Origin of the sequence: Thermopolyspora flexuosa (assembly GCF_006716785.1) — a bacterium.
In the GTDB taxonomy this organism is placed as follows: domain Bacteria; phylum Actinomycetota; class Actinomycetes; order Streptosporangiales; family Streptosporangiaceae; genus Thermopolyspora; species Thermopolyspora flexuosa.
The window spans coordinates 982,696-1,004,507 of record NZ_VFPQ01000001.1 but is presented as its reverse complement, the minus strand read 5'-3'; the positions used below and the strand labels follow the sequence as shown (position 1 = coordinate 1,004,507).

Annotated in this window: 16 protein-coding genes; 4 read left to right on the top strand and 12 right to left on the bottom strand. The window is 70.0% G+C overall.

The window, feature by feature from the left end:
- Nucleotides 1-475 precede the first annotated feature (475 nt).
- The 5 genes from FHX40_RS04475 to FHX40_RS04455 form a co-directional block, all read right to left on the bottom strand.
- Complete coding sequence (locus FHX40_RS04475; protein ID WP_142258432.1) at nucleotides 476-1,417, bottom strand: sigma-70 family RNA polymerase sigma factor; 942 nt, start codon at nucleotides 1,415-1,417, stop codon at nucleotides 476-478.
- A gap of 54 nt (nucleotides 1,418-1,471) precedes the next feature.
- Entirely contained in the window at nucleotides 1,472-1,972 is a 501-nt protein-coding gene (locus FHX40_RS04470; RefSeq protein WP_142258431.1) for a CBS domain-containing protein, read from the bottom strand.
- Complete coding sequence (locus FHX40_RS04465; protein WP_142258430.1) at nucleotides 1,969-2,820, bottom strand: universal stress protein; 852 nt, start codon at nucleotides 2,818-2,820, stop codon at nucleotides 1,969-1,971. The genes FHX40_RS04470 and FHX40_RS04465 overlap by 4 nt, the downstream gene beginning before the upstream one ends.
- A 28-nt stretch (nucleotides 2,821-2,848) precedes the next feature.
- Complete coding sequence (locus FHX40_RS04460) at nucleotides 2,849-3,760, bottom strand: universal stress protein (RefSeq protein WP_142258429.1); 912 nt, start codon at nucleotides 3,758-3,760, stop codon at nucleotides 2,849-2,851.
- A 148-nt stretch (nucleotides 3,761-3,908) separates the two neighbouring features.
- The gene (locus FHX40_RS04455; protein WP_142258428.1) at nucleotides 3,909-6,224 is read right to left on the bottom strand and encodes a phosphoketolase family protein; all 2,316 of its coding nucleotides are present in this window, start codon (nucleotides 6,222-6,224) and stop codon (nucleotides 3,909-3,911) included.
- An 86-nt stretch (nucleotides 6,225-6,310) separates the two neighbouring features.
- On the opposite strand from FHX40_RS04455, the gene FHX40_RS04450 reads away from it, so the two are divergent.
- From FHX40_RS04450 to FHX40_RS04440, 3 genes are read left to right on the top strand one after another with little or no spacing between them, the layout of a single operon-like run.
- The gene (locus tag FHX40_RS04450; RefSeq protein WP_142258427.1) at nucleotides 6,311-6,952 is read left to right on the top strand and encodes a response regulator; all 642 of its coding nucleotides are present in this window, start codon (nucleotides 6,311-6,313) and stop codon (nucleotides 6,950-6,952) included.
- A 50-nt stretch (nucleotides 6,953-7,002) separates the two neighbouring features.
- Entirely contained in the window at nucleotides 7,003-7,416 is a 414-nt protein-coding gene (locus tag FHX40_RS04445; protein WP_142258426.1) for a pyridoxamine 5'-phosphate oxidase family protein, read from the top strand.
- A gap of 38 nt (nucleotides 7,417-7,454) precedes the next feature.
- Nucleotides 7,455-8,123, top strand: coding sequence for a pyridoxamine 5'-phosphate oxidase family protein (locus tag FHX40_RS04440; RefSeq protein WP_142258425.1), 669 nt, complete (start codon nucleotides 7,455-7,457; stop codon nucleotides 8,121-8,123).
- A gap of 118 nt (nucleotides 8,124-8,241) precedes the next feature.
- Here FHX40_RS04440 and FHX40_RS04435 read toward each other — a convergent pair whose 3' ends face one another.
- Nucleotides 8,242-9,249 (bottom strand): Acg family FMN-binding oxidoreductase, encoded by a 1,008-nt coding sequence (locus FHX40_RS04435; protein WP_142258424.1) that lies wholly within the window; start codon nucleotides 9,247-9,249, stop codon nucleotides 8,242-8,244.
- Nucleotide 9,250: 1 nt separating this feature from the next.
- Nucleotides 9,251-10,084 (bottom strand): universal stress protein, encoded by an 834-nt coding sequence (locus FHX40_RS04430; RefSeq protein WP_170198707.1) that lies wholly within the window; start codon nucleotides 10,082-10,084, stop codon nucleotides 9,251-9,253.
- A gap of 274 nt (nucleotides 10,085-10,358) precedes the next feature.
- Between FHX40_RS04430 and FHX40_RS04425 the strand changes: the two genes are divergently transcribed.
- Nucleotides 10,359-11,483, top strand: a complete 1,125-nt coding sequence (locus FHX40_RS04425; protein WP_142258422.1) for a class I tRNA ligase family protein — start codon at nucleotides 10,359-10,361, stop codon at nucleotides 11,481-11,483.
- A 380-nt stretch (nucleotides 11,484-11,863) separates the two neighbouring features.
- Here FHX40_RS04425 and FHX40_RS04420 read toward each other — a convergent pair whose 3' ends face one another.
- The 5 genes from FHX40_RS04420 to FHX40_RS25405 all read right to left on the bottom strand — a co-directional run bounded on the left by FHX40_RS04420 (nucleotide 11,864) and on the right by FHX40_RS25405 (nucleotide 21,579).
- Nucleotides 11,864-12,292 carry a hypothetical protein gene (locus tag FHX40_RS04420; RefSeq protein ID WP_170198706.1) on the bottom strand — a complete coding sequence of 143 codons (429 nt, stop codon included), beginning with the start codon at nucleotides 12,290-12,292 and terminating at the stop codon, nucleotides 11,864-11,866.
- A 165-nt stretch (nucleotides 12,293-12,457) separates the two neighbouring features.
- Nucleotides 12,458-12,616 carry a hypothetical protein gene (locus tag FHX40_RS24930; RefSeq protein ID WP_170198705.1) on the bottom strand — a complete coding sequence of 53 codons (159 nt, stop codon included), beginning with the start codon at nucleotides 12,614-12,616 and terminating at the stop codon, nucleotides 12,458-12,460.
- Nucleotides 12,617-12,749: 133 nt separating this feature from the next.
- Complete coding sequence (locus FHX40_RS04415) at nucleotides 12,750-13,361, bottom strand: hypothetical protein (RefSeq protein WP_142258420.1); 612 nt, start codon at nucleotides 13,359-13,361, stop codon at nucleotides 12,750-12,752.
- A gap of 6 nt (nucleotides 13,362-13,367) precedes the next feature.
- A complete protein-coding gene (locus tag FHX40_RS26195) occupies nucleotides 13,368-13,703 on the bottom strand; it encodes a hypothetical protein (protein ID WP_142261538.1) in 336 nt (111 codons plus the stop codon).
- Nucleotides 13,690-21,579: a LamG-like jellyroll fold domain-containing protein gene (locus FHX40_RS25405; protein ID WP_211350156.1), complete on the bottom strand. Its 7,890-nt coding sequence runs from the start codon at nucleotides 21,577-21,579 to the stop codon at nucleotides 13,690-13,692. Before FHX40_RS25405 ends, FHX40_RS26195 begins: the two co-directional genes overlap by 14 nt.
- Nucleotides 21,580-21,812 lie beyond the last annotated feature (233 nt).

Here is a 21,812-nt window from a genome sequence, read left to right as displayed (position 1 = left end):
GTATAGCCTCTCATTTGCACAATGCAGCAGAAATCCGCATTTGCGCCATTGCGAGCAGAGCCGCCGGGCGGCGAAGCACGAGTGGTACCGATCCCGTCAGGACATCAAGCAGGCGCTTCCACAGTTAAAACCTCTCAGACGAGGTGAACTACGAGAGACCTCGCACAACTTGATCCGTTATCTGCATCCGCCCGAAAACACTCGTGGACGACCGTCCCAAATATCAAGTTTCGCTTTAAAACACGTTTTCGCCAGATCGCCCTGTTTGCTCTGATGTAACGGGTCCGAGGCCTGAGCCGGCGCTCGGCTCGCGGGCGGCGTCCGGGTGAAGCTCCCGGCCTGGCGCGGTCACCGTCGTGGTGGGGCGACGACACGAGGCGGCCGACACGCGGCACCCGAGTCTGAGCAATGGGGTTTGGCAAGGCCCCCTGATTCACCCGGCCGTACGGCGAGGCGGCAGCTCTGGCGAGAGCGGTCAGGAGGCGAGGGTGCCGAGGAGTTTGGGGTCGCGGAGGCGGTTGAGGGCCTTGCTCTCGAGCTGGCGGACGCGTTCGCGGGTGATGCCGAGGCGGTCGCCGACCTGCTGGAGGGTGCAGGGGGAGCCGTTGTCGAGGCCGTAGCGCCAGCGGAGGATCTGGGCCTCGCGGGCCGGGAGGGTGCGCAGGAGCTGGCGTACCTCGGCGAGCTGGAGGGTGAACTCGACCTGGCCCTCGGCGGGGGACTCGTCGCCGTCCCACAACACGTCGCCGAGGCTGGCGTCGCCGTCGTCGCCGACCGGGGTGTCGAGGCTGACCGAGCGCTGGGCGAGGCGTTTGAGCTCGGCGGCCTTGCGGACGCTGCTGCCGGACTCGCGGGCCAGTTCCTCCAGCGTGGGCTCGCGGCCCAGTCGTAGGGCAAGGTCGCGCTCGATGCGGTTGACCCGGCAGACGTCCTCCCAGACGTGCATCGGCAACCGTACGGCACGGCCCTTCTGGGCCAGGCCGCGCTCGATCGCCTGCCGGATCCACCACATCGCGTACGTGGAGAACTTGTAGCCCCGGGTGTGGTCGAACTTCTGCACCGCCCGGATGAGGCCGAGGTTGCCCTCCTGGATCAGATCCAGCAGCGACAGCTCGCCCTGGTGGTAGCGCCGCGCCACCGAGACCACGAGCCGCAGGTTGGCGCGGATCATGTGGTCCCTGGCGAGCCGGCCGTCCCGGGCCACCAGGCGCAGCTCCTCGGCCCGCTCCGGGTCGAGGCCGGGTTCGGTCTCGAGCAGATGCTCGGCGTACACCCCGGCCTCGATCCGCTTGGCGAGCTCCACCTCCTGCTCCGCGGTGAGCAGCGGCGTGGCGCCGATCTCCCGCAGGTAGCGGCCGAGCAGGTCGGTCTCCTCAGCGTCCAGGAGCTGCCCGGCGTCGGCACCCCCTTGTGCCATCTCCTCCCCTTCCACGCACGTCCGCACGCCCTGCCTGCGGCCGTACCGGCCGCGTCACCGCCCCGATCCAGGCGGATGGAGGACCGGCTCCATGCGGAACAGGGCGGGGGTGATGTCGGGGCCCACGCGCTCCTTGGGCGGCCGTCCGGCGAGTACGGCGAGCAGGTCGACGCTGGTGATCAGGCCGAGCAGCGTGCCGTCCTCGGCGACCACCGGCACCGCGTCGCAGTGGGCGTCGAGCATGGTCGCGGCGACCTGCGGCACCGGGGTGTCCACGCACACCCGGGGGCGGCGTTCGAGGGCGAGCAGCTCGCCCACGGGCCGGCGGTTGAGCTCGTCCGGGCCGCCGCCGCCCCAGCGGGCGGCGAGCATCTCCCGGCTGAGCACGCCCTCCACCTTGCCCTCGCGGTCCACCACGGGCAGGTGCCGTACCTCGGAGCGGCGCATCAGCTCCCACGCCAGCAGCGGGCTCTCGGTGGGCTCGACGGTGACGAGCACGCGGCTCATCACGTCGCCCGCGGTGAGCCTGTCCAGGTCGTAGCGGTACGTCGTCATGACCGCACCACCGCCACCGGGCAGTGCGCGTGGTGCAGGACCGCGCGGCTGACCGAGCCGAGCAGGATCGAGCCGAGCGCGCCCATGCCGCGCGAGCCCACCACGACCAGGTCGGCCGAGGAGGACGCGTCGATCAGCGCGTTGGCCGGGTGCGCGCTCGGGGTCTCCTCGCTCACCGCCACGTTCGGGTACCGCTCCCGCAGCGCGGCGAGCCTGTCGGTGATCACCTGCTGCTGGGCCTTGCGGATCTCGTCCAGGTCGTAGGTGATCTCCGGGGCGTACGCGTTGAGCGGAAGCTGCCAGGCGTGGATCGCCCGCACCGTGGCGCCGCGCAGGTTGGCCTGCTCGAACGCGTAGGCGAGGGCCGGCTCGCTCTCCGGCGAGTCGTCCACGCCGACCACGATCTCGTTGCGGGCGGTGCCCTCGCGTGGCCGTACCACGACGACCGGGCCGTGCGCGTGCGTGGCGACGTGCGTGCTCACCGAGCCGAGCAGCGCGCCGGCGAAGCCGCCGAGGCCGCGGCTGCCGAGCACCACGGTCGCCTCTGCGCCTGCCTGCTCGCGCAGCACCTTGGCGGGCTGCCCGCTGATCACCTGGGTGCTCACCTCGAGTTCGGGGTGGCGCTTGCGCGCGGTCTCCTCGGCCTGGGAGAGCATGCGGCCCGCGCCGTCCTCGAACACGTCGGGCGCGTATCTGGGGATGTCGTACGGCCAGGGCGCGAGCACGTGCACGATGCGCAGCGGTACCCCGCGGCGGGCGGCGTCGTCGGCCGCCCACTCCAGCGCCCGGTTCGCGCCCTCGGAGCCGTCGTAGCCGACGATCACGAACTTGGTGGTGGACTCGGACATGATGCCTCTCCTTCGTCGACGGAACCGGTCATCGGGATGCGGGCCGGTGGGCGAGGGGCTCGGGTACGACCGCGACCGGGCACGGGGCGTGGTGCAGCATCGACTGGGTCACCGGCCCCAGCGGCAGGCCGTGCGTCTCGACCAGGCCCCGGGCGCCGACCACGAGCAGCTCGGCGTGCTCCGCGGCCTCGCGCAGCGCCTGGCGGGGCGGGCGGTCCAGCACGGAGGTCTCGACCCGCAGGTCGGGGTACTTCTCGCTCCACACCGCGACCGTCTCGTGGAAGCGGGTCACGGCCCGGCGCCGCAGCGCCTCGGCGTCCGCGTCGAGCGGCCCCGCCGCCTCCATCGCCTCGACCTCGGCCTCGGGGGGCCACCAGCAGAACACCGCGTGCAGCCTGCCGTCCCGGATCGCGGCCTCCTCGGCGGCGAAGCCCATCGCCGCCTCCCCCGCGGGCGACCCGTCCACGCCGACCACCACGAGGCCGGAGGTGGTGCGGGCGCCGGGCTCGGGGCGGCCGACGACGACCACCGGGCAGGCGGAGTACGCCGGGACCTGCACCGCGGCCGAGCCGAGGTGCAGGTCGGTGAAGCCGCCCAGGCCCCGGTTGCCGACGACGACGAGCCGGGCGGTGTGCGACTCGCTCACCAGTGCCGCGGACGGGCCGCCGGCGATCAGCCGGGGGTGCACCGGCAGCGTCGGGGCGAGCCCGGTGGCGATCCGCACGCCCTGGTCGAGCACGCCCCGGGCGAGGACCTCGAAGGTCTCCAGGATGGCCGGGTCGCTCGGCCGCGCCGGGTACGGCCAGTGCCAGGCGTGGCAGATGACCAGCGAGGTCCAGCGGCGGCGCGCCTCGTCGACGGCCCAGCGCAAGGCCCGCTGGGCCGCCTTGGAGCCGTCGTACCCGACCACGACCGGTGGGGTGTCGTCCGTCCGGGCCATGATCTCCTCCTCGCGTCCGGTGCCGCGGAACCTGTCCGCACCTTCAGCCTCCGACGCGGGGAGCGCCGCGTGCAGGGGCGCGAGACCCGGCCCGGCAGGGACCTTCGGCCCTGCTCGCCGCCCTGGTCAGGGCCTGGCCGGCGCCCGGTCAGTACGGCCAGGTCCAGTCGCGGATCTCCGCCGGGTCGTCGCCGTGCTCCCGGGTGTACCGGCGGGCGGCCAGCCGCCGGTCGGCCATCTCCTGGCGCAGGTGCGCGGCCCGCTCGCCGAGTCCCGGTACCCGGTCGATGACGTCCATCACGAGGTGGTAGCGGTCGATGTCGTTGAGCATCGCCATGTCGAAGGGCGTGGTGGTGGTGCCCTCCTCCTTGTAGCCCCGCACGTGCAGGTTGTGGTGCCCGCGGCGGCGGTAGGTGAGCCGGTGGATGAGCCACGGGTAGCCGTGGAAGTTGAGGATGATCGGCCGGTCGACGGTGAACAGCGAGTCGAACTCGGCGTCGCTCATGCCGTGCGGGTGCTCCTCCGGCGGCTGGAGCCGCATCAGGTCCACGATGTTGATCACCCGGACCTTGAGCTCCGGCAGGTGCTCGCGCAGCAGCGCGGCGGCGGCGAGGGTCTCCTGGGTGGGCACGTCACCGCAGCAGGCGAGCACCACGTCCGGCTTGGCGCCCGCGTCGTTGGACGCCCACGGCAGGATGCCGATGCCGCGGGTGCAGTGGATGATCGCCTCGTCCATCGACATGAGGTTGAGCACCGGCTGCTTGCCCGCGACGATCACGTTGACGTAGTTGCGCGAGCGCAGGCAGTGGTCGGCGACCGACAGCAGCGTGTTCGCGTCCGGCGGCAGGTAGACCCGCACCACCGAGGCCTTCTTGTTCACCACGATGTCGAGGAACCCGGGGTCCTGGTGGGTGAAGCCGTTGTGGTCCTGCCGCCACACGTGCGAGCTGAGCAGGTAGTTGAGCGAGGCGATCGGGCGCCGCCACGGGATGTCCTGGCACGCATCCAGCCACTTGGCGTGCTGGTTGAACATCGAGTCGACGATGTGGATGAACGCCTCGTAGCTGTTGAACAGGCCGTGCCGCCCGGTGAGCAGGTAGCCCTCGAGCCAGCCCTGGCACAGGTGCTCGCTGAGCACCTCGAGCACCCGGCCGTCCGGGCCGAGGTTCTCGTCGGTGGGCAGCACCTCGGCGTCCCAGGTGCGCTGGGTGGTCTCGAACACCGCCGACAGCCGGTTGGACGCGGTCTCGTCCGGGCCGACCAGCCGGAAGTTGTCCGGGTTGTTCGCGATCACGTCGCGCAGGAACGCGCCGAGCACCCGGGTCGGCTCGCTGTGCGTGGTCGCCGGCTCCTTCACCTCCACCGCGTAGTCGCGGAAGTCGGGCAGCACCAGCGGGCGCAGGATCTCCCCGCCGTTGGCGTGCGGGTTGCCGCTCATCCGCCGCGGCCCCCTCGGCACCAGGGCGCGGATCTCGTCCACCGGGCGGCCGTCGGCGTCGAACAGCTCCTCCGGGCGGTACGAGCGCAGCCACTCCTCCAGCAGCCGGAGCCGCTCGGGGTGCCCGCGCACCGCGCCGAACGGCACCTGGTGGGACCGCCAGGTGCCCTCCACCGGCAGCCCGTCGAACTCCTTCGGGCCGGTCCAGCCCTTCGGGGTACGCAGGATGATCATCGGGAGCGGGTCGCCGGAACCGCTCTTGATCGCCGCGATCTCGTCGAAGACCGTGTCGAGGGTGTCGGCGAGCAGCCGGTGCACGGCCTTCGGGTCGTCGCCGGCCACCACGTGCGGGCGGTAGCCGTACCCCTCCATGAGCTTGAGCAGCTCCGCCTCGGGGATGCGGGCGAGCACCGTGGGGTTGGCGATCTTGTACCCGTTGAGGTGGAGGATCGGCAGCACGATGCCGTCCCGGGCCGGGTTGAGGAACTTGTTCGAGTGCCAGCTCGCGGCGAGCGGCCCGGTCTCCGCCTCACCGTCGCCGACCACGCAGGCCACCACCAGGTCCGGGTTGTCGAACGCCGCGCCGTACGCGTGGGCGAGCGAGTAGCCGAGCTCGCCGCCCTCGTGGATCGACCCGGGCGTCTCCGGGGCGACGTGGCTCGGCACGCCGCCGGGGAAGGAGAACTGGCGGAACAGCCGCTTCATGCCGCGGGCGTCCTGGGAGACCTCCGGGTAGCGCTCGCTGTAGGTGCCCTCCAGCCAGGAGAACGCGACCGCCGCCGGGCCGCCGTGGCCCGGGCCCGCGACGTAGATCATGTCCTGGTCGCGCTCCAGGATGATCCGGTTGAGGTGAGCGAAGATCAGGTTGAGGCCGGGGGTGGTGCCCCAGTGACCGAGCAGCCGCGGCTTGATGTGCTCGTCGCGCAGCGGCTCCCGGAGCAGCGGGTTGTCCAGCAGGTAGATCTGCCCTACCGACAGGTAGTTCGCAGCCCGCCAGAACGCGTCGATTCGCTCTAATACATCCATGTCTCCGACGTTTCCCGCTGATCACGGCCTTGACCAGGGTCCTAGGTCACTAACGCCCACCCGTTGTTAAGGATTAGCGTTAAGACATGATTCGCGTGTTTCTTGTCGACGACCACGAGGTGGTTCGTCGCGGCGTGGCCGCGTTGCTGGAAGCCGAGGACGATATCGAGGTGATCGGCGAGGCGGGTACGGCCGAGCAGGCGATCGCCCGCATCCCCGCCGTCAAGCCCGACGTGTGCGTGCTCGACGTGCGCCTTCCCGACGGCAGCGGGGTGACCGTGTGCCGGGAGGTGCGGTCGAAGCTGCCCGAGGTGGCGTGCCTCATGCTCACCTCCTACGCGGACGACGACGCGCTGTTCGACGCGGTCATGGCCGGGGCGGCCGGCTACGTGCTCAAGCAGATCCACGGCTCCGACCTGGTCGGCGCGGTGCGCACCGTGGCGTCCGGGCAGTCGCTGCTCGACCCGCAGACCACCGCGGCGATGCTGCAGCGGCTGCGCGAGCAGGCGGCGAAGAAGGACCCGCTCGCCTCGCTCACCGAGCAGGAGAAGCACATCCTGGAGCTGATCGGCGAGGGCCTGACCAACCGGCAGATCGGCGAGCGGCTGTTCCTGGCGGAGAAGACCGTCAAGAACTACGTGTCGAACCTGCTCACCAAGCTCGACATGCAGCGCCGTACCCAGGCCGCGGCGCTCGCCGCGCGGCTGAAGTCCGAGGGCACGCTCTAAAGGACCTTTGTCCCTGACGCCGTGCGCGGCGGTGCGGCCACGCTGGTCGTATGACCATGGACTCGGTTGGGCTGCGGGTGCTGTCCCGCGCCGAGTGCGTCGCCCTGCTGGCGACCACCCCGATCGGCCGCATCGTGTTCACCGACCGGGCGCTTCCGGCCGTGCAGCCGGTCGGCTTCGCGCTCGACGGCGAGACCGTGGTGATCCGTACCGGAGCCGACACGCGGCTCGCCGCGGCGGCGCGCGACACCGTGGTCGCCTTCGAGGCCGACGAGTTCGACCGGGCGGGGCGGACCGGTTGGTCGGTGACGGCGATCGGGCACGCCCGCGCCGTCACCGAGCCCGCCGAGATCGAGCGCCTGTCCCGGTTGCCGCTGCAGCGCTGGGTACCGGGAGGGCGTGACCACTTCATCGTCCTGCCGATCGAGCACATCTCCGGCCGGATGATCGGCACACACCCCTGAGGCACGACCGGCAACTTCGATATCGACAGGAAGCACGCATGGACCAGCACACCGCAGGCGAGACCGGCCGCCGCATCGCGGCCCGCCGGGAGGAGCTCGGCATCAGCAGGGAGGAGCTCGGCGAACGCGCGGGCATCGGCGCCGGATACATCGCCTACATCGAGGAGAGCAGCGCCACGATCACCACCGGCGACCTGCACCGGCTCGCCGCCGCGCTGGAGACCACCGTCGAGGAGCTGCTCGGCGGCGGCGACCTGGACCGGCCGCCGGGGCAGGGCGCTCCCGCGGCCAAACCCGAGCTCACCGAGATCGACCGGGAGGAGTGCCTGCGGCTCATCGCGCCCGGCGGCATCGGCCGCATCGCCTGGTACGGCCTGTCCGGGCCGGTGGTGCTGCCGGTCAACTACAAGCTGTACAAGGGCGCGATCGTGTTCCGCACCCAGGAGGGCGGGCTCATGGACCAGGACCTGAGCACCGGCATCGAGGGTGTGGAGATCAAGGTCGGGTTCGAGGTCGACCGCATCGACGAGATCCGGCGGGAGGGGTGGAGCGTGCTCGTCCAGGGCCCGGCCCACCGCGTCACCACGCCCGAGGAGATCGCCGAGGTCGCCGCGGCCGGGGTGGAGACCTGGGCGGGCGGCGTCCGCGACCGCTACCTGCGCATCACGCCCTACCAGGTGAGCGGCCGCCGCATCCGCGGCCTGTGACGGCCGGGCCGGCGGCCGCGGCACGCGCACCGTGACGCTCCGCCGTACGGCCGTCGCATGCGCACGCCCGCCCCCGCCGGTGCGGCGGAGGCGGGCGGCCTCGTGGCGTTCTCGCGTCTCAGTCCTGTTCGTCCTGCCCCGTGACGACGACCTCGGCGAGCGGGCGGCGCAGCGTGCCCGCGTCCTCCTCGGTGACCCCCAGCCTCATGATCATCTGCGGGTGCTCGCCCTGGGTCAGCTCCTCGCGCACGAACTCCCGCAGGTGGTAGATCTCCAGCGCCTGGGTGTGGAACGCCGCGCGCACGCCGTACGCCGAGGCGAACAGCAGCACCCGCTGCAGCGCCTGGCCCGCGCGCAGCCAGTCCTCCTGCCCGTCCTCCGCGGTGGTGAGCACCGCGACCACGCCCGGCGAGGTGGGCAGGGTGCGGGTCGCCGGCCGGTGGTAGCCCCACAGCCGGTCGCGCGAGTAGTCCCGCTGCGGGAAGTGCGGCTCGGTGCGGTCCGGGCGGCGCGGGTAGGCGTCCGCCGGCACCCCGTCGCCGCGCGTGCTGCCCGGCGGGCGGGCCCAGCGCATCACCTCCAGCCGGTAGTCGCGGTTGAGCGACTGCACCTCCTGGGCGGCGCGGGTGACCCCGGCGAGCGCCTCCACCATCGGCTCGGAGCGCACCGCGGCGAAGCGCGCGCCCTCCTGGGCGGCCTGCACCGCGAGCGCGTCGGTGAAGTTGCGCGGGATCACCACGTCGCTGAACGCCCCGCGGTGGGTACGGCGGCGCGGGATCTCCGCGTGCAGCATGCGGGTCAGGTCGTCGGGGTCGACGCGGCCGCCGAGCCGTACCGTGGCGAGCAGCGTCGGGTGGTCGGCGTCGGGCACCAGGTGCACGATCGGCTCGTAGCCGAGCGCGGCGACCGCGAGCCGCACGTTGTACACGGCCGCGCCGATGCTGATCAGCATCTCCCGGCCGGCCGGGTCCTGGTGGGGCAGGCGGCGCTCGGGGTCGGCCCGGACGCTGATCGTGTCGCCGGAGACGGCGAACGACCACGGCTGGGTGTTGTGCACCGAGGGGGCCCACACGGCGGCCTCGACCGCCGTCTGGACCACCCCGTTGATCTCCTCTACCGCGCGCATGCTAGAGAGCCACCTCCTGGGTTCGGACTATCGCCACGGGGCAGGGGGCGTGGTCCAGCATGAACACCGTCATGGAGCCGCACCGGGACTCCGGCGCCCCGACCACGAGCAGCGTCGCGTCGAGCGCGGCCTCCAGCAGCTCCTGGCGGGCGGGCCCCTCGGCCGCCGAGACTTCGATCAGCAGGTTCGGGTAACGCAGGCGCCACGGCACGAGCACGCGGGTCATCCGCTCCTCGGCGTGCGCGCGTACGGCCGCCGGCTCGAGCGGCATCACCGCCCGGACGTGGCAGGCCTGGTGCTGCCAGGCGTGCACCACGACGAGCGGCAGGCGCCGGGCCATCGCCTCCTGGCAGGCGAACGCCAGCACGACGTCGATGTCCCCGTTGCCGTTCACGCCGACCGCGATCGGGCCCGACCGGCGTGCCGGGCCGGTGTCGCGCACCATGATCACAGGGCAACGGGCGCGCCCGGCGACGACGCGGCGCACCGCGCCGATGGTGACGCCGCGGCTCGCGTCCGGCCGGCACGAGCCGACCACCACGAGGTCGGCCGTGGCCGACAGCTCGACGAGGCGGTCGGCGGCCGCCCCCTGGTACAGGTCGATGTCGACCGGCAGGCCGCGCGCCCGGGCCCACTCCGCGCCCTGCCGTACCACCCGCTCGGCGGCGCGCCGCATTGCGGCCACGGTGCCGACGTCGGCACCTCTGGGCGGCTGCCAGGCGTGGCAGACGGTGAGCGGCAGTCCGCGGAGCTCGGCCTCGTCCAGCGCCCACTCGAGGGCGCGCACGGCGAACTCGGAGCCGTCGTAGCCCACGACGACCCCTGAGCTTCCCATGGGCCGGTCCATATCTGAAATCTGCTCACCGGCGGGGTCGGTCAAAAGGGTGCAACGACCCAGGTCCAGGGGCACTTCGGCCCGGCATGCCGGGACCTTGGTCCCTGGCGCGCGGCGGCCGTGCCGTACCCGCGGTGCCTCGGTGGGCGGGTACGGCCCGCCCCCGGCCTGCCGTGCTCGCGGGGGCGACGTACGCTGGCGGCTGACCGAGTACCCGGCTTGTCCGGGCGGCACCCGCCCGGCGGCCGGCCCCGCACCCGGACCGGAGGAGAGCATGTACCACGCGGCCACACCGATCAGCCCGCCCATGACCCTCGGCGGCCGGAGGCTGCCGCTCGTCGGACGCGCCCGGATGTACGTGTGCGGCATCACGCCGTACGACACCACGCACCTGGGCCACGCGAGCACGTTCGTGTGGGCGGACGTGGCGGCCCGGGTACTGCGGCACGCGGGCATCGCGGTCGAGGTGTGCCGGAACGTCACCGACGTGGACGACGTGCTCACCAGCGCGGCCCGGCGGGCGGGCAGCCCGTACGACAGCTTCGCCGCGGTGCAGCAGTTCTACTTCGACCAGGACATGGCGGCGCTCGGCGTGCAGCGGGTGGACCACGAGCCGCGGGCGCACAACTACATCGGCGAGGTGATCGCGCTCACCCAGGCGCTGCTCGACACCGGTCACGCGTACACCGTCGACGGCGCGGTGTTCTTCCGCGGCGAGCACGTGCCCGCGCGGGCCGGGCTCGACGAGGCCACGGCCCGGGCGCTGCTCGCCGAGTACGGCGACGACCCCGACGACCCGCGCAAGCACAGCCCGTGGGACGTGGTGCTGTGGACCCCGTCGGAGCCGGGCGAGCCCGCCTGGCCGAGCCCGTGGAGCTCCGGCCGCCCCGGCTGGCACGTCGAGTGCGCCGCGATGGCCCTCACCACCTTCGGCCCCGCCCTCGACCTGCACGGCGGCGGCGCCGACCTGCGCTTCCCGCACCACGCCTACGAGTCCGCCATGGCCGAGGCGGTCACCGGCGTACGCCCGTTCGCCCGCGCCTGGCTGCACGTCGGCATCGTCCGCGTCGACGGCGCCAAGATGGCCAAGTCCACCGGCAACCTCGTCTTCACCGCCGACCTGCTGCGCGACCACTCCGCCGCGGCCCTGCGGCTGCTGCTCATCGACCGCCCCTGGTCGGCCGACTGGGACTACTCCCCCGCCGCCCTCGAGGCCGCGGCCGCCCACCTCGACCGCCTGCACACCGCCACCGGCCGCAACACGTCCTCACCGGCCGCCGAACAGGCCGCCGTCCGCGCCCTCCTCGACGACCTCAACGTCCCCGCCGCCCTCGCCATAGCCGAGGAGGAAGGCGGCCAGACCGCCCGGACGGTGCTCACCATCCTCGGGCTCACCTAAGCGAGAAGTTCAGTCTGCTCTAAGACCACCGGCGAATCAGCGTTCTCCTCCCTCATATCGCCGTTTACGGGCCGGCGGCATACCCTGCTCTCGCCGGTGGTCAGGATCTTGTTTAGATGTGATTCATCATGCCTGGACGTCGCCGAGTACCAAATTTGTCGGCGCTCAGGCCGAGGTCCTCATGATGCCGAGGAGACTGCCGACCGATAGAAGCGCGGAGGTTCAATCGGCGCACTGACGATGCTCTGCCGCAGCCTCATTCAAGATGTGATGAAGCAGTATCCGAAGGCGGAGTTCCGCAACCCCATAAGCGTTGAGCAACAATTCAGGATAGCAGCCAAGCGCGATCTAATTCAACGATGGAGTTGAACCTTGGCATCTCAGTCATAGTAGCCTGGAGGCGCCACAACGACGGATTGGAAATAGCGTGCCAATCCTGACTCTTCATCCACTACATCTTCACCGCCTTCTCGGGTGAACCCCAGCACGAGTTCCGGACAATAGGGGTAGTACGGGTCCGTTTCGTCAACATGGATTCCTCGGGCACGCAAAGCGCGCATGACTTCATCAGCGGGCAGAGAAAAGACGTCTATATCACCGAAAAGTACCCGCACTGTTCCATGCTTCGAATCCTCAGGTTCCCACACCTCGATGGCCGAAACCTTCTCCTCGTCCTCAAAATAAGCGAAGACATCTCGAGTCAGTCCAGCATCGTAGACCCGTAGCCGATACACCTCGCCGGGCGCAGGCCGCTCCTCTCGGGGATCACCCCAGACAGCCATGGCGTTACGAGCCTCATCGATTGACATGCCAATCAGGAGAGGTGGAACTCCTTCCGGCGGCTGCAACCTTATGATCACATTCACCTCCAGAGGAACGCCTACTGCGACGCCTTCCCCCAGCACGACAGATATTCCTGGAACGCTTTATTCCGAGAAAGGCTTTCGCACATTTCCTCGAAAGCCTTGTCATATTTATTCCCGAAACGGGTCCGAGACCCAGAACGGGTGGTCCGCGGTGGCGGTCAACGTGTCGGTGGCGTCGCCCTCCGGCCCATCGGTGTCGATGGTGATGTCGAAGGCGGCCAGACCGCCCGGACGGTGCTCACCATCCTCGGGCTCACCTGACGACACGCAAAGCGCCCTGGCCCACACCGGACCGGGGCGCCTGGTCAACACAAGTCCTGACCGGAGCTCTGGCTTTGGCCCTGACGCACCGTATATGCATCAATTAGCCGTCGCTTCTCCGGTCAAGCAGGACCTTTTGCTAGAGCCGGATATCGAATCCAAGCACAGCCGAGAACTCACGCGCCCATTCTCTGGCCTCTGTCATAAGGTCGATGGGCTCTCCAGTATCTGGATCGACTGTTCCTCGTCTCAGTCGCTCCATGACCTGCGACTCCAACTCAAGGCTACCGATATCACGCGCCAGCACCAAGGCCTGCACCAGGCGAGCAGGATAGTTTGCCAGCGGATTCCATGCATAAAGATCTCCCCGCCATACGTCTTCCGGCGACGAGAGAAGAACACAGAGGTCAATACGATCAGCCACAAATTCTCTTGCTTTTCCAAGCCCTTCCTGGAGCCACTTGATCAGGAGATCATCCGGCCGCCCGGGAACAGGGAACTCATTACGCGGACTGCGAATCCGAACAACCATTCGCCCATATTCCTCCATGAGCGGGCCGAATTTCGCATCGCCCACATTCATACCCCAGGTCAGTCGACCTGGAATACGCTTCATCACCCATCCAATATACGCTAATTCCCCAGACTCCCAGCGCACCACACCCCTTCGGGTCACATCGGCGCTCGAAGGAACAACACCAAGTTCCTTCGCCAAACGCAACACCGCTGGAGCGGACATCCCCTTGGCCATGTCGAATCAGAACCTCTTCCATCTGCGAGGACCGTCAGGAATCGCCCTAAGATGAAACTCTACCCCACCATCAGGCGTTTCGCGATAAGTCCACAGCTCGCCGTATTTGACGTCCATGTCCTTCATGTAACGCCTCAATTGCCGAGTTCCAGCCTTGATTCCGCTCTTGGTATCCGGCTTCAGTTCCACCGGGGCCCCTTTTGGCGTGAAGGCATCAGGGATGCTCCTCTCGGAAACTTCGTGCCCGGGCTTGTAATTTCGCGATCGCAAAAACTCTTGCCATTCCGGCCCATTGTGAATCTCTCTGCCTCGTGCAGCTGCTGCACTGTTACCGGGTTGCAGGTTTTGCCGGCAGGGGTCGTTGGAGTTGTGGACGAGGACCGCCTGGCCGCCTGCAACGACATGGTAGGTAGGTGTGGAGGTCGTCGACCGTGAGGTTGTGGACGCGCTGGGCGGCGGTCCGCTTGGCGACCGCGGTTATCTGGACGTAGGTGCCGGCGGCGGTCCGGAGCCACATGCCGGGCGCCAGGCGCTCGGCCGGTAGCCACTCGCGCAGGTCCGGAACCCAGAACGGGTGGTCCGCGGTGGCGGTCAGCGTGTCGGTGGCGTCGCCCTCCGGCCCATCGGTGTCGATGGTGATGTCGACCAGGTGCTTGGTGCCCTCGCCGGTGATGAGCGTGGTGACGGGCTTGGCCTCGACCACACCGGTGACCGGGTCGGTGGCGAGGACGTGGTCGCCGAGCTTGACCTCCTCGATCGGCTTGGTGGTGCCGTCGGCCATCAGCACCGGGGTGCCGGGCACGAAGCTGTTGGCCCCGCCCGGCCGGCAGTTGCCGCCCGGGCTGTAGTCGACCGGCACCTCCGGGACGACCTGGTCGATCAGATCGTTGATGACCTTGTCCTGGACGTCGTCGAGGACGCTCTCGACGACCTCCTTGGCGCACGAGCGCAGGCTGCCGCAGGGGTCGATACCGCCGAGGCTGGCGGGACCGAAGCCACCGGCCGGAGCACCCCCGGACCAGCCGAGGTCGCTCCCGATATCGGAGAGCGACTCGAAGACGAGCTCCTCCTTCAGCCTGTCCTTCGTCGTGGACTTGCTCGAGTTGCTCTTGGTGCCGGTGGACTTGGTGTTGGCCTTGTTGCCCTTGCCCGAGTCCTTGGTGGTGTTCTTCTTCTGGTTGTTCTTCTTGGTATTGGTCTTCGACCTGGACGGCTTCGCCTTGGAAGGCTTCGCCTTCGAGCCCTTGGGCGCCCTCGTCTTCGCCTTGACCTTCGGCAGCTTCGGCTTCTTCGCCTTGGGGCTCTTGGGCTGCTTCGCCTTCTGGTTCTTGGCCCTGGCGGACCTCTGCTGCTTCGCCCTCGAGGACTTCGACGCCTTGGACGACCTCTGCGCCTTCGTCGCCTTGTTGGCCCTCGACGCGTTGTTCCCGGCCCGCTTCGTGGCCTGCCGGGTCGCGTTCTTCGCCGCGTTCTGGGTGGTTTTCTTCGCCGCCTGCTGGCCCGCCTTGCCCGCGGCCCTGGCGGCCTGCTGTGCGGCGCGCTGGCCGGCCTGCTGGACGGCCCGCTGCACCACCGCCCGGCCGGCCTGCACCGCGGCCCGCTGGACGACCTGGCGCAGCGCCATCTGCGCGGCGACCCGCAGGGCCGCGATGGCGAGCGGGATGCAGAACGGGCAGTTGCCGCTCGGGTCGGTGTAGGCCAGCGGGTTGCCGTTGGCGTACGCGTAGCGGTTGAGCTGGATCGACGGATCCGGATCCAGGTCGGCCGTGTCCCGGGAGGCGAAGCCGCCGGTGCCCGGGACGTACCAGCGGGCGAGCATGTTCACCTTGCCGGTGTCCGGGTCGGTGTACTCGCCCTGGAAGCCCATGCGGCGGGCGGTGCCGGTCCGGGCCACCACCTCGCCGAACGGCGAGTAGGCGGTGGAGTCCACCAGCCCGGCCGCCGAGTAGGTGGCGACCACGTCGTCGTGCTGGTCGCTCAGCACGCCGACGGCCGGGTCGTCGCCCTCCTTCAGGCCGAGCAGCACGCCGTCGGGGTCCCGGCCGTACCTGGCCTTGACCGCGCCCGACCCGTCGGTGACGACGGCGATGTCGTTCTCCAGGCCGGAGTAGGAGTAGTGCTCCGTCTCCCCGCCCTTGGACCGCGAGGCGATCCGGCCCAGCGCGTCGTAGGTGTAGGTGATGTCCCCGTCCGAGACCAGCCGGTCGAAGGCGTCGAAGACCAGGTTCCTGGTGACGCCGTCCTTGGTCTCGGTCGCCACGGTGCCGCGCGGGGTGTAGGTGTACTCGACGCCGTCGCCGCGCAGCAGCCGGTTGCGCTCGTCGTAGACGAAGGTCTTGTTCCCGGCCCTGATGCGGTTGCCGGCGTCGTCCCACTCGTAGGTGGTGGTGTTGCCGTCCGGCCCGGTCCAGGAGATCAGCCGCCCGGACTTGTCGTAGCCATAGGCGTTGCGGCCCGCGCCCGCCAGGCCCTCGGTGGTCTTCGCGACGAGATTGTCGTCCTTGTCCCACTCGTAGGTGATCCGCGCGATCTGGGCGCCGCTGCCGTTCGTCAGCGTCTGCCGGATCAGCCGGTCGACCGGGTCGTACTCGAAGGTCTGCCGGTTGGCCGGGTTCGCGGAGGTGAGCGTGGTGAGCCGGTCGTCCCGGTCGTAGTCGTAGGTGAAGGTACGGCCGGTCACCGGCTCGACGACGGTGCGCAGGCGGTCGTCGTTGTCCCAGGTGAACGTGGCGGTGCCGGTGCCGTCGACCCGCTGGGTCGGGTTGCCCAGCGCGTCGTAGGCGAACGCCGCGACCTGGTTGCCGCCCTTGGAGATCTTGGTGACCAGACCCCGGTCGTTGTACTCGAGCGTGTAGTCACCGATGGCGGTCTCCCGCCCCATCAGGTCGTAGGCGTAGGTGCGCTCCGGCGTGGGCACCGACGCGCCCGACCCGACCTCGCGCACCACCCGGTCGAGGTGGTCGAACTCCCGGTCGACCCGCACCCCGCCGGGCGCGATCGCGGTGACCAGGTTGCCGCCCGCGTCGTAGACGCTGGTCCAGGTGCGGTCGGCCTCCTCGGGGTGCGCGGCCGTCGGCGGCTCGATCACCTTCTCGACCAGCCCGAGGCCGTTGTAGGTGGTCCAGGTGGTGTTGCCGCGCCCGTCCGTGACCCGGGTCCGGGCACCGGTGGCGTCGTAGCCGTACGTGGTGGTGATCGACCGGTCGTCGGTAACCGGCTCGACGAGCTTGACCAGCGCGTTCGAGGCGTCATAGGTACGCCGCGTGACGTGGCCCTCGCCGGAGGTCTCGCTGGTCAGGTTGCCGGCCGCGTCGTAGCCGAACCGGACGGTCCGGATGATCGAGCCGTTCGCGTCCAGGTCGGTGACCGCGACCGCCCGCCCGGCCAGGTCGTACTCGGTGACCGTGGCGTTGCCCAGGGGGTCGGTCTCCCGCACCTCGCGGCCGAGCAGGTCGTAGGCGTACCTGGTCGTGGCGCCCAGCGGGTCGGTCTCCGCGGTCACCTCGCCCGCCGCGTTCACCTCGTACGTGGTGGTCCGCGACGAGGGGCCGATCTCCTTGATCAGATTGTCGGCGTCGTCGTACTCCATCCGGGTGACGATCGCCGTGGTGGTGGGCTTGCGCTCGATCACCGTGGCGGTGATCTGCCGGCCGAGGTCGTCGTAGGTGAACTCGGTGCGGGCACCGGTCGGGTCGACCTGGGCGAGCATCTCGCCGACCAGGTCGTACTCGTACACCCACCGGCCGCCCGGCTCGCCGTCCGGCCCGGGCTCGGTGACGCGGACCCGGTTGCCCAGCGCGTCGTACTCGGTCGTCCAGGTCCGGCCGCGGGCGTTGGTGTACCGGATCGGCCGGCCCGCGGCGTCGTACTCGTAGGTCTCGCGCGGGGTCAGCGCCGACCCGCCCGGCGGGGTGTACTGCGGGTGGGTCACCGAGGTCAGCCGCCCGGCCTTGTCGAACGCGTAGACCGTGGTGCGCCCCTCGGCGTCGACCTCGTGCGTGCGCTGCCCGGAGCCGTCATAGCCGAACCGCACGGTGGGCCGGGCCGTGGTCGGCTCGGCGCCCATCTTCTCGATCGTGACCGGCGGCGCCCGGGCCTCGACGAGCCGGTAGGCCGCGTCGTACCGCAGGTCGGTGGTGTAGTCGGCCGGGTTCGCCCCGGGCTCGTTGCCGCGCGGGTCGGTGATCTTGACGACGAGGCCGCGGTCGTCGACGTCGTAGGTGGTGATCAGGTCGTTGTCCCCGTTCTTCACCTTCTTGCGGATCAGCTCGTCGTCCGGGTTGTACTCGAACTCGATGGTCTCGACCCGCGGCGTGTTGGCGGCGGTGTACCGCACCTCGACGACGTTGTCGTTGGCGTCGTAGGTGTAGGAGGTCTTGCGGGCGAGACGGGACGGGTCGAAGGTCTCGGACACCAGCCGGTCGGCCGCGTCGTACACGTAGTCGGTGCGCTCGATGCCGCCCCCGGTCTCCTTGCGGATCAGGTTGCCCGCGGCGTCGTAGACCCTGGACTCCAGCACCACGTCGCGGCGGGTGGTGGACCCGTTGAGCCGTACGTCGTCGGCGATGACCTTGGACAGCAGGTCGTCGCCGTAGTAGACGTACGAGGTCGTGCGGCCCATCGCGTCGGTCGTGGACGCCAGGCGGCCCTCCGGGTCGTACGCCCTGGACTCGAGCACCACGTCCTTGGCCGGCTGCGGGTTGACCGGGCTGCCGGTCCAGCCCTTGAGGATGCGGGACGCCTGCTCGCCGCGCGCCGTGTAGGTGTAGTGGATGACCGTGCCCATCTCGTCGGTCACGCTGGTCAGCGCACCGGTGTGGTCCCAGGTGTAGCGGACGACGCCGCCCTCGGGGCCGGTCACCGTCTCCGTCCGGCCGTAGTCGTCGTAGGTGTAGGTGATCGTGCGGGTGGGGTCCCCGCCGGTCAGGTCGACGACGCTCTCGGTCAGCCGGTTGCCGTCGGCGTCGTAGGTGTACCGGGACTGCAGCGTGTGGGTGACGCCGGTGACCTCGTTGCGCACGCCGGGACCGGTCTGCGCGACCACCCGGCCGAGGCCGTCGTAGGTGAAGGTGGTCGTGACGCCCTCGGGGTGCGCCTTCGATATCTCGGTGCGCGAGATCACCCGGCCGATCTCGTCGTACTCGTACCGGATCTTCAGCCCGCCGGGGTAGGTCTCGGTGGCGAGGTCACCGGCCGCCGTGTAGGTGTAGGTGTGCTCGTACCCCTTGGCGTCCCGCTCGGACTTGACCAGGCCCGCCGGGGTCGTGCCGCCGCCCTCCGCGGGCTCCGTGCCGTCGGTGTACGTCGTGACCAGCTCGCGCCCCGACGGGAAGTCCGGCGTGGGCGGCAGGATCTCCTTGGCCTCCTCGCCGTAGGGCGTGTACTCGTACCGCGTGGCGTAGGTGTCGTCGGTCGCGCTCTGCGACCTGGCGTCCCGGACGACGGTGAGCTCGTCGTTGCGCGGGTCGAAGGGGTTGGCGGTGTTGACGTGGTACGTGAAGTACTCGGTCTGGCAGTCGTTCGGGGCCCGGCACTCCCGCCTGCGCAGAAGGTTCCCGCGTTTGTCGTGCGCGAGCTGGACCTTGTTGCCGTTGCGGTCCGTGATCACGGCCGGGAAGCCGCCGGAGTCGTACCTGTAGTAGGTGGTGTGCCCGAGCTGGTCGGTCTCCTGGACCAGGCGGTACCCGCGCCAGGCGTCGTGGACGTAGCTCAGCTTGCCGTCGTGCGGGTCGGTCACCTCGACGATGCGCTTCGACTGGTCCTGGTCGTACTCCGGCTTGAGCGGGTCCTTCCATACCTTGGGCTTGCCGATCTTCCAGGTACCGCCGTGCTCGTCGGTGTGGGTGGCGATGCGGTCGTTCGCCGTGTCGTAGGTGTTCGTCATCCACACCCGGCCCGACGGCAGGGTGATCTTGGTGAGCAGGTGCGGAGCGGGGGTGGTGCCGGCCTGGTAGTGGGCGGCGACCTCGTCGGCGGTCAGCGCCCGGTCGTAGACCGCCACCTCGTCCAGCAGCCCGTAGAACGGGAATCCGACGATGGTGGTCCCGGACGCGGGGCTGGACGGCCACGACGAGTCGATGTAGCCCAGGCCGAAGCGGATCGGCCCGTCGAACGGGGTGGTGCTCAGGTTGGACAGTGTGCCCACCTGCTGGCCGTCCAGGTAGAGCCGCTGGGTGCCGTTGTCGAAGGTGACCACCAGGTGGTGCCACCTGCCGTCCATGACCGACCGGGAGGTGGTGGTGGGATTGATCGCGTAGCGGGGCAGCTCGTTGAGCTGGGCCCTCAGCCTGCCGTCGCGGCCGATGTAGACCGCCGGGTGGGTGAAGACGTCATCCTCGTACTCGCGGAACTCCAGCAGCATGCCCGGCGAGGTGGTCTGGAACCAGGTCTCGAAGGTGTAGCGGTCGCCTAGGCGCGCCATCGAGTACGACGGCAGCTCGAAGTCGACGTAAGCGGCGGTGTTGGTGCTGCCGGCGAGCGCGCCGCGCTCACCCAGTCCCGGGTCCTCGGCGGTGACCGGGCCGAAGCCCCAGCCCAGGTCCGCGAGCTGGCGCTTGCGCGGCGGGTTGCACTCGGGCTGGTTCGGGCTCGGCCGGGGCGGGCACGTCCACGGCGGGGTCCACCCGTCAGGGATCACCGGCTCGTCGAGCCGCCAGTACCCCATCGGGTCGGCCTCGCGGACCAGGTTGCTGTAGTGCGAGCCGGTGCCGTACTCGTACCGGGTGCAGTTGGGTTCCTGCACCGGGGCGCACACCGCCGTCAGCCGGTCGCCCTCGTAGTGGTACGTCCAGGTGAGCGGCCCCTGGTCGCCGACCGGATCGGTGGACACGCTCGCGACCCGCGGGCCGTTCCAGGTGAAGGTCAGCGACCGCCCACCGGGCGAGGTCACCCGCGTCAGTCTGCCGTCGGCGTCATAGGTGAGCTCCTGCGCGCGGCCGCGGTTGTCCTCGATCCGGATCAGCTTGCCGGACGCGTCGAACAGGTAGGACGTGGCGGACTTGTCCATCAGCCGCCAGCCGCCGCCGTCGAGCTCGGCGATCGTGGCGTGCATTCCGGGCGGGGGCTGGAAGGTCCCGTTCCCGGCCGCCGCGAACCGCAGCTGCCGGCCGTCCGGGTAGGTCACCCGCAGGGCCTGCACGCCGTCGATGACCTCCGGCACGATCTTCATGTCGTACCGGCTCGTCCAGCCCGCGCCGAAGATGCCGTCCCTGCGCGGATCCAGGCTGTTGTAGGTGCGGATCACCGCGAGCTGCGGACCCACGGCCTTGACCGAGGCGTCCATGAACGTGGTGGTGTAGTTGCCGGACAGGTGGTCGAACTCCTGGCCGTTCGCACCCTGGATCGCCATCTGGGAGGAGACGGGCGGCTGCCGGACCCCGGTGACGAACGTCATCCAGTCGCTGACGGTCTGCGCCTGGTTGGACGCGTCCTGCACCGTCACCCGCCACCGGTACGGCTTGCCCCACTCCAGCTTCCCGGCGGGTACGGTCCAGCTGTTCACGTTGAGGCCCAGCCATCCCGACGTCACGCGCACGTAGGGCTCGTCGTTCCGCGGGAGGTCCCGCCACCCATCGCGGTCACGCCATGTGTCCGGGTCGGGCTCCTGGCTGCTGAGGTCGCTTTCCACCTCGAAGGAGTAGCGCAGCCGTCCCCACACGATCGTGCCCGGGCCGCTCTCGGCCACCGCGGTCAGCTTGGGCGTCACCGAGGGCACAAGGGCCCCGGCCACCGGCTTCATGTCGAGCACGATCGGCGCGCCGGAGGGGGCACCGGTGTGGCACGGCCCCAGGTCCTCCCATTCGGGCTCACTCGGCGGGATGCCCGGCCAGGGATCGATCGCCTCCCAGTCGTGACCTCGGTAGGACACGATGTCGCCGGGGTCGTAGTCCCCCCACGACGACCAGGCCGGATGCCGGCAGTCGGCCGCGGCGCGCACCTCGGCCGACAGGAACAGCGACGGCCCCGCGGGGGTTCTGGTCTGCGGGATATGGCCCGGATTCCCGCGTACCTCGGTGTCCAGGGGCAACGCGTCCTCGGGCCGCTCCATGGCGGCAACCGGGCCTGCCTTCGCCTCCTGGGTCTGCGCGGTGCTCACCAGGTGCGGCAGCCCGGCGGCGCTGCCGGATGCCTGTACCGGAAGGTCCAGCGACACCGATCTGGAGGTGGAGGCCGCCGCCGGGACGGGCTGCAGCTCCGCCAGCCCGGGCGCCGCCAGCACGCAGCTGACTAAGGCGATCCACCAACGGGCACGACTCCACCTCGGTCGTGACATGCCAGAACCCTCCGGGACCGGGTCACCGACAACGCCGACAAGAACACGCCGAAATCGCCCGTATGGGACATCCAAAAACAACCGACCGGGGCGAACCGTGCCGGTTGAAGATCATTCGGATGAGAAGGCAGTAAAGATCAACAAATCCTGACAAGAGTGAGTAAGATCACAGTCAAATC

Coding starts and splice junctions, on each gene's coding strand:
- FHX40_RS04475 (WP_142258432.1), bottom strand. CDS start 1,417: ATGGCACAAGGGGGTGCCGACGCCGGGCAGCTCCTGGACGCTGAGGAG.
- FHX40_RS04470 (WP_142258431.1), bottom strand. CDS start 1,972: ATGACGACGTACCGCTACGACCTGGACAGGCTCACCGCGGGCGACGTG.
- FHX40_RS04465 (WP_142258430.1), bottom strand. CDS start 2,820: ATGTCCGAGTCCACCACCAAGTTCGTGATCGTCGGCTACGACGGCTCC.
- FHX40_RS04460 (WP_142258429.1), bottom strand. CDS start 3,760: ATGGCCCGGACGGACGACACCCCACCGGTCGTGGTCGGGTACGACGGC.
- FHX40_RS04455 (WP_142258428.1), bottom strand. CDS start 6,224: ATGGATGTATTAGAGCGAATCGACGCGTTCTGGCGGGCTGCGAACTAC.
- FHX40_RS04450 (WP_142258427.1), top strand. CDS start 6,311: ATGATTCGCGTGTTTCTTGTCGACGACCACGAGGTGGTTCGTCGCGGC.
- FHX40_RS04445 (WP_142258426.1), top strand. CDS start 7,003: ATGACCATGGACTCGGTTGGGCTGCGGGTGCTGTCCCGCGCCGAGTGC.
- FHX40_RS04440 (WP_142258425.1), top strand. CDS start 7,455: ATGGACCAGCACACCGCAGGCGAGACCGGCCGCCGCATCGCGGCCCGC.
- FHX40_RS04435 (WP_142258424.1), bottom strand. CDS start 9,249: ATGCGCGCGGTAGAGGAGATCAACGGGGTGGTCCAGACGGCGGTCGAG.
- FHX40_RS04430 (WP_170198707.1), bottom strand. CDS start 10,084: ATGGGAAGCTCAGGGGTCGTCGTGGGCTACGACGGCTCCGAGTTCGCC.
- FHX40_RS04425 (WP_142258422.1), top strand. CDS start 10,359: ATGTACCACGCGGCCACACCGATCAGCCCGCCCATGACCCTCGGCGGC.
- FHX40_RS04420 (WP_170198706.1), bottom strand. CDS start 12,292: ATGTCAATCGATGAGGCTCGTAACGCCATGGCTGTCTGGGGTGATCCC.
- FHX40_RS04415 (WP_142258420.1), bottom strand. CDS start 13,361: ATGGCCAAGGGGATGTCCGCTCCAGCGGTGTTGCGTTTGGCGAAGGAA.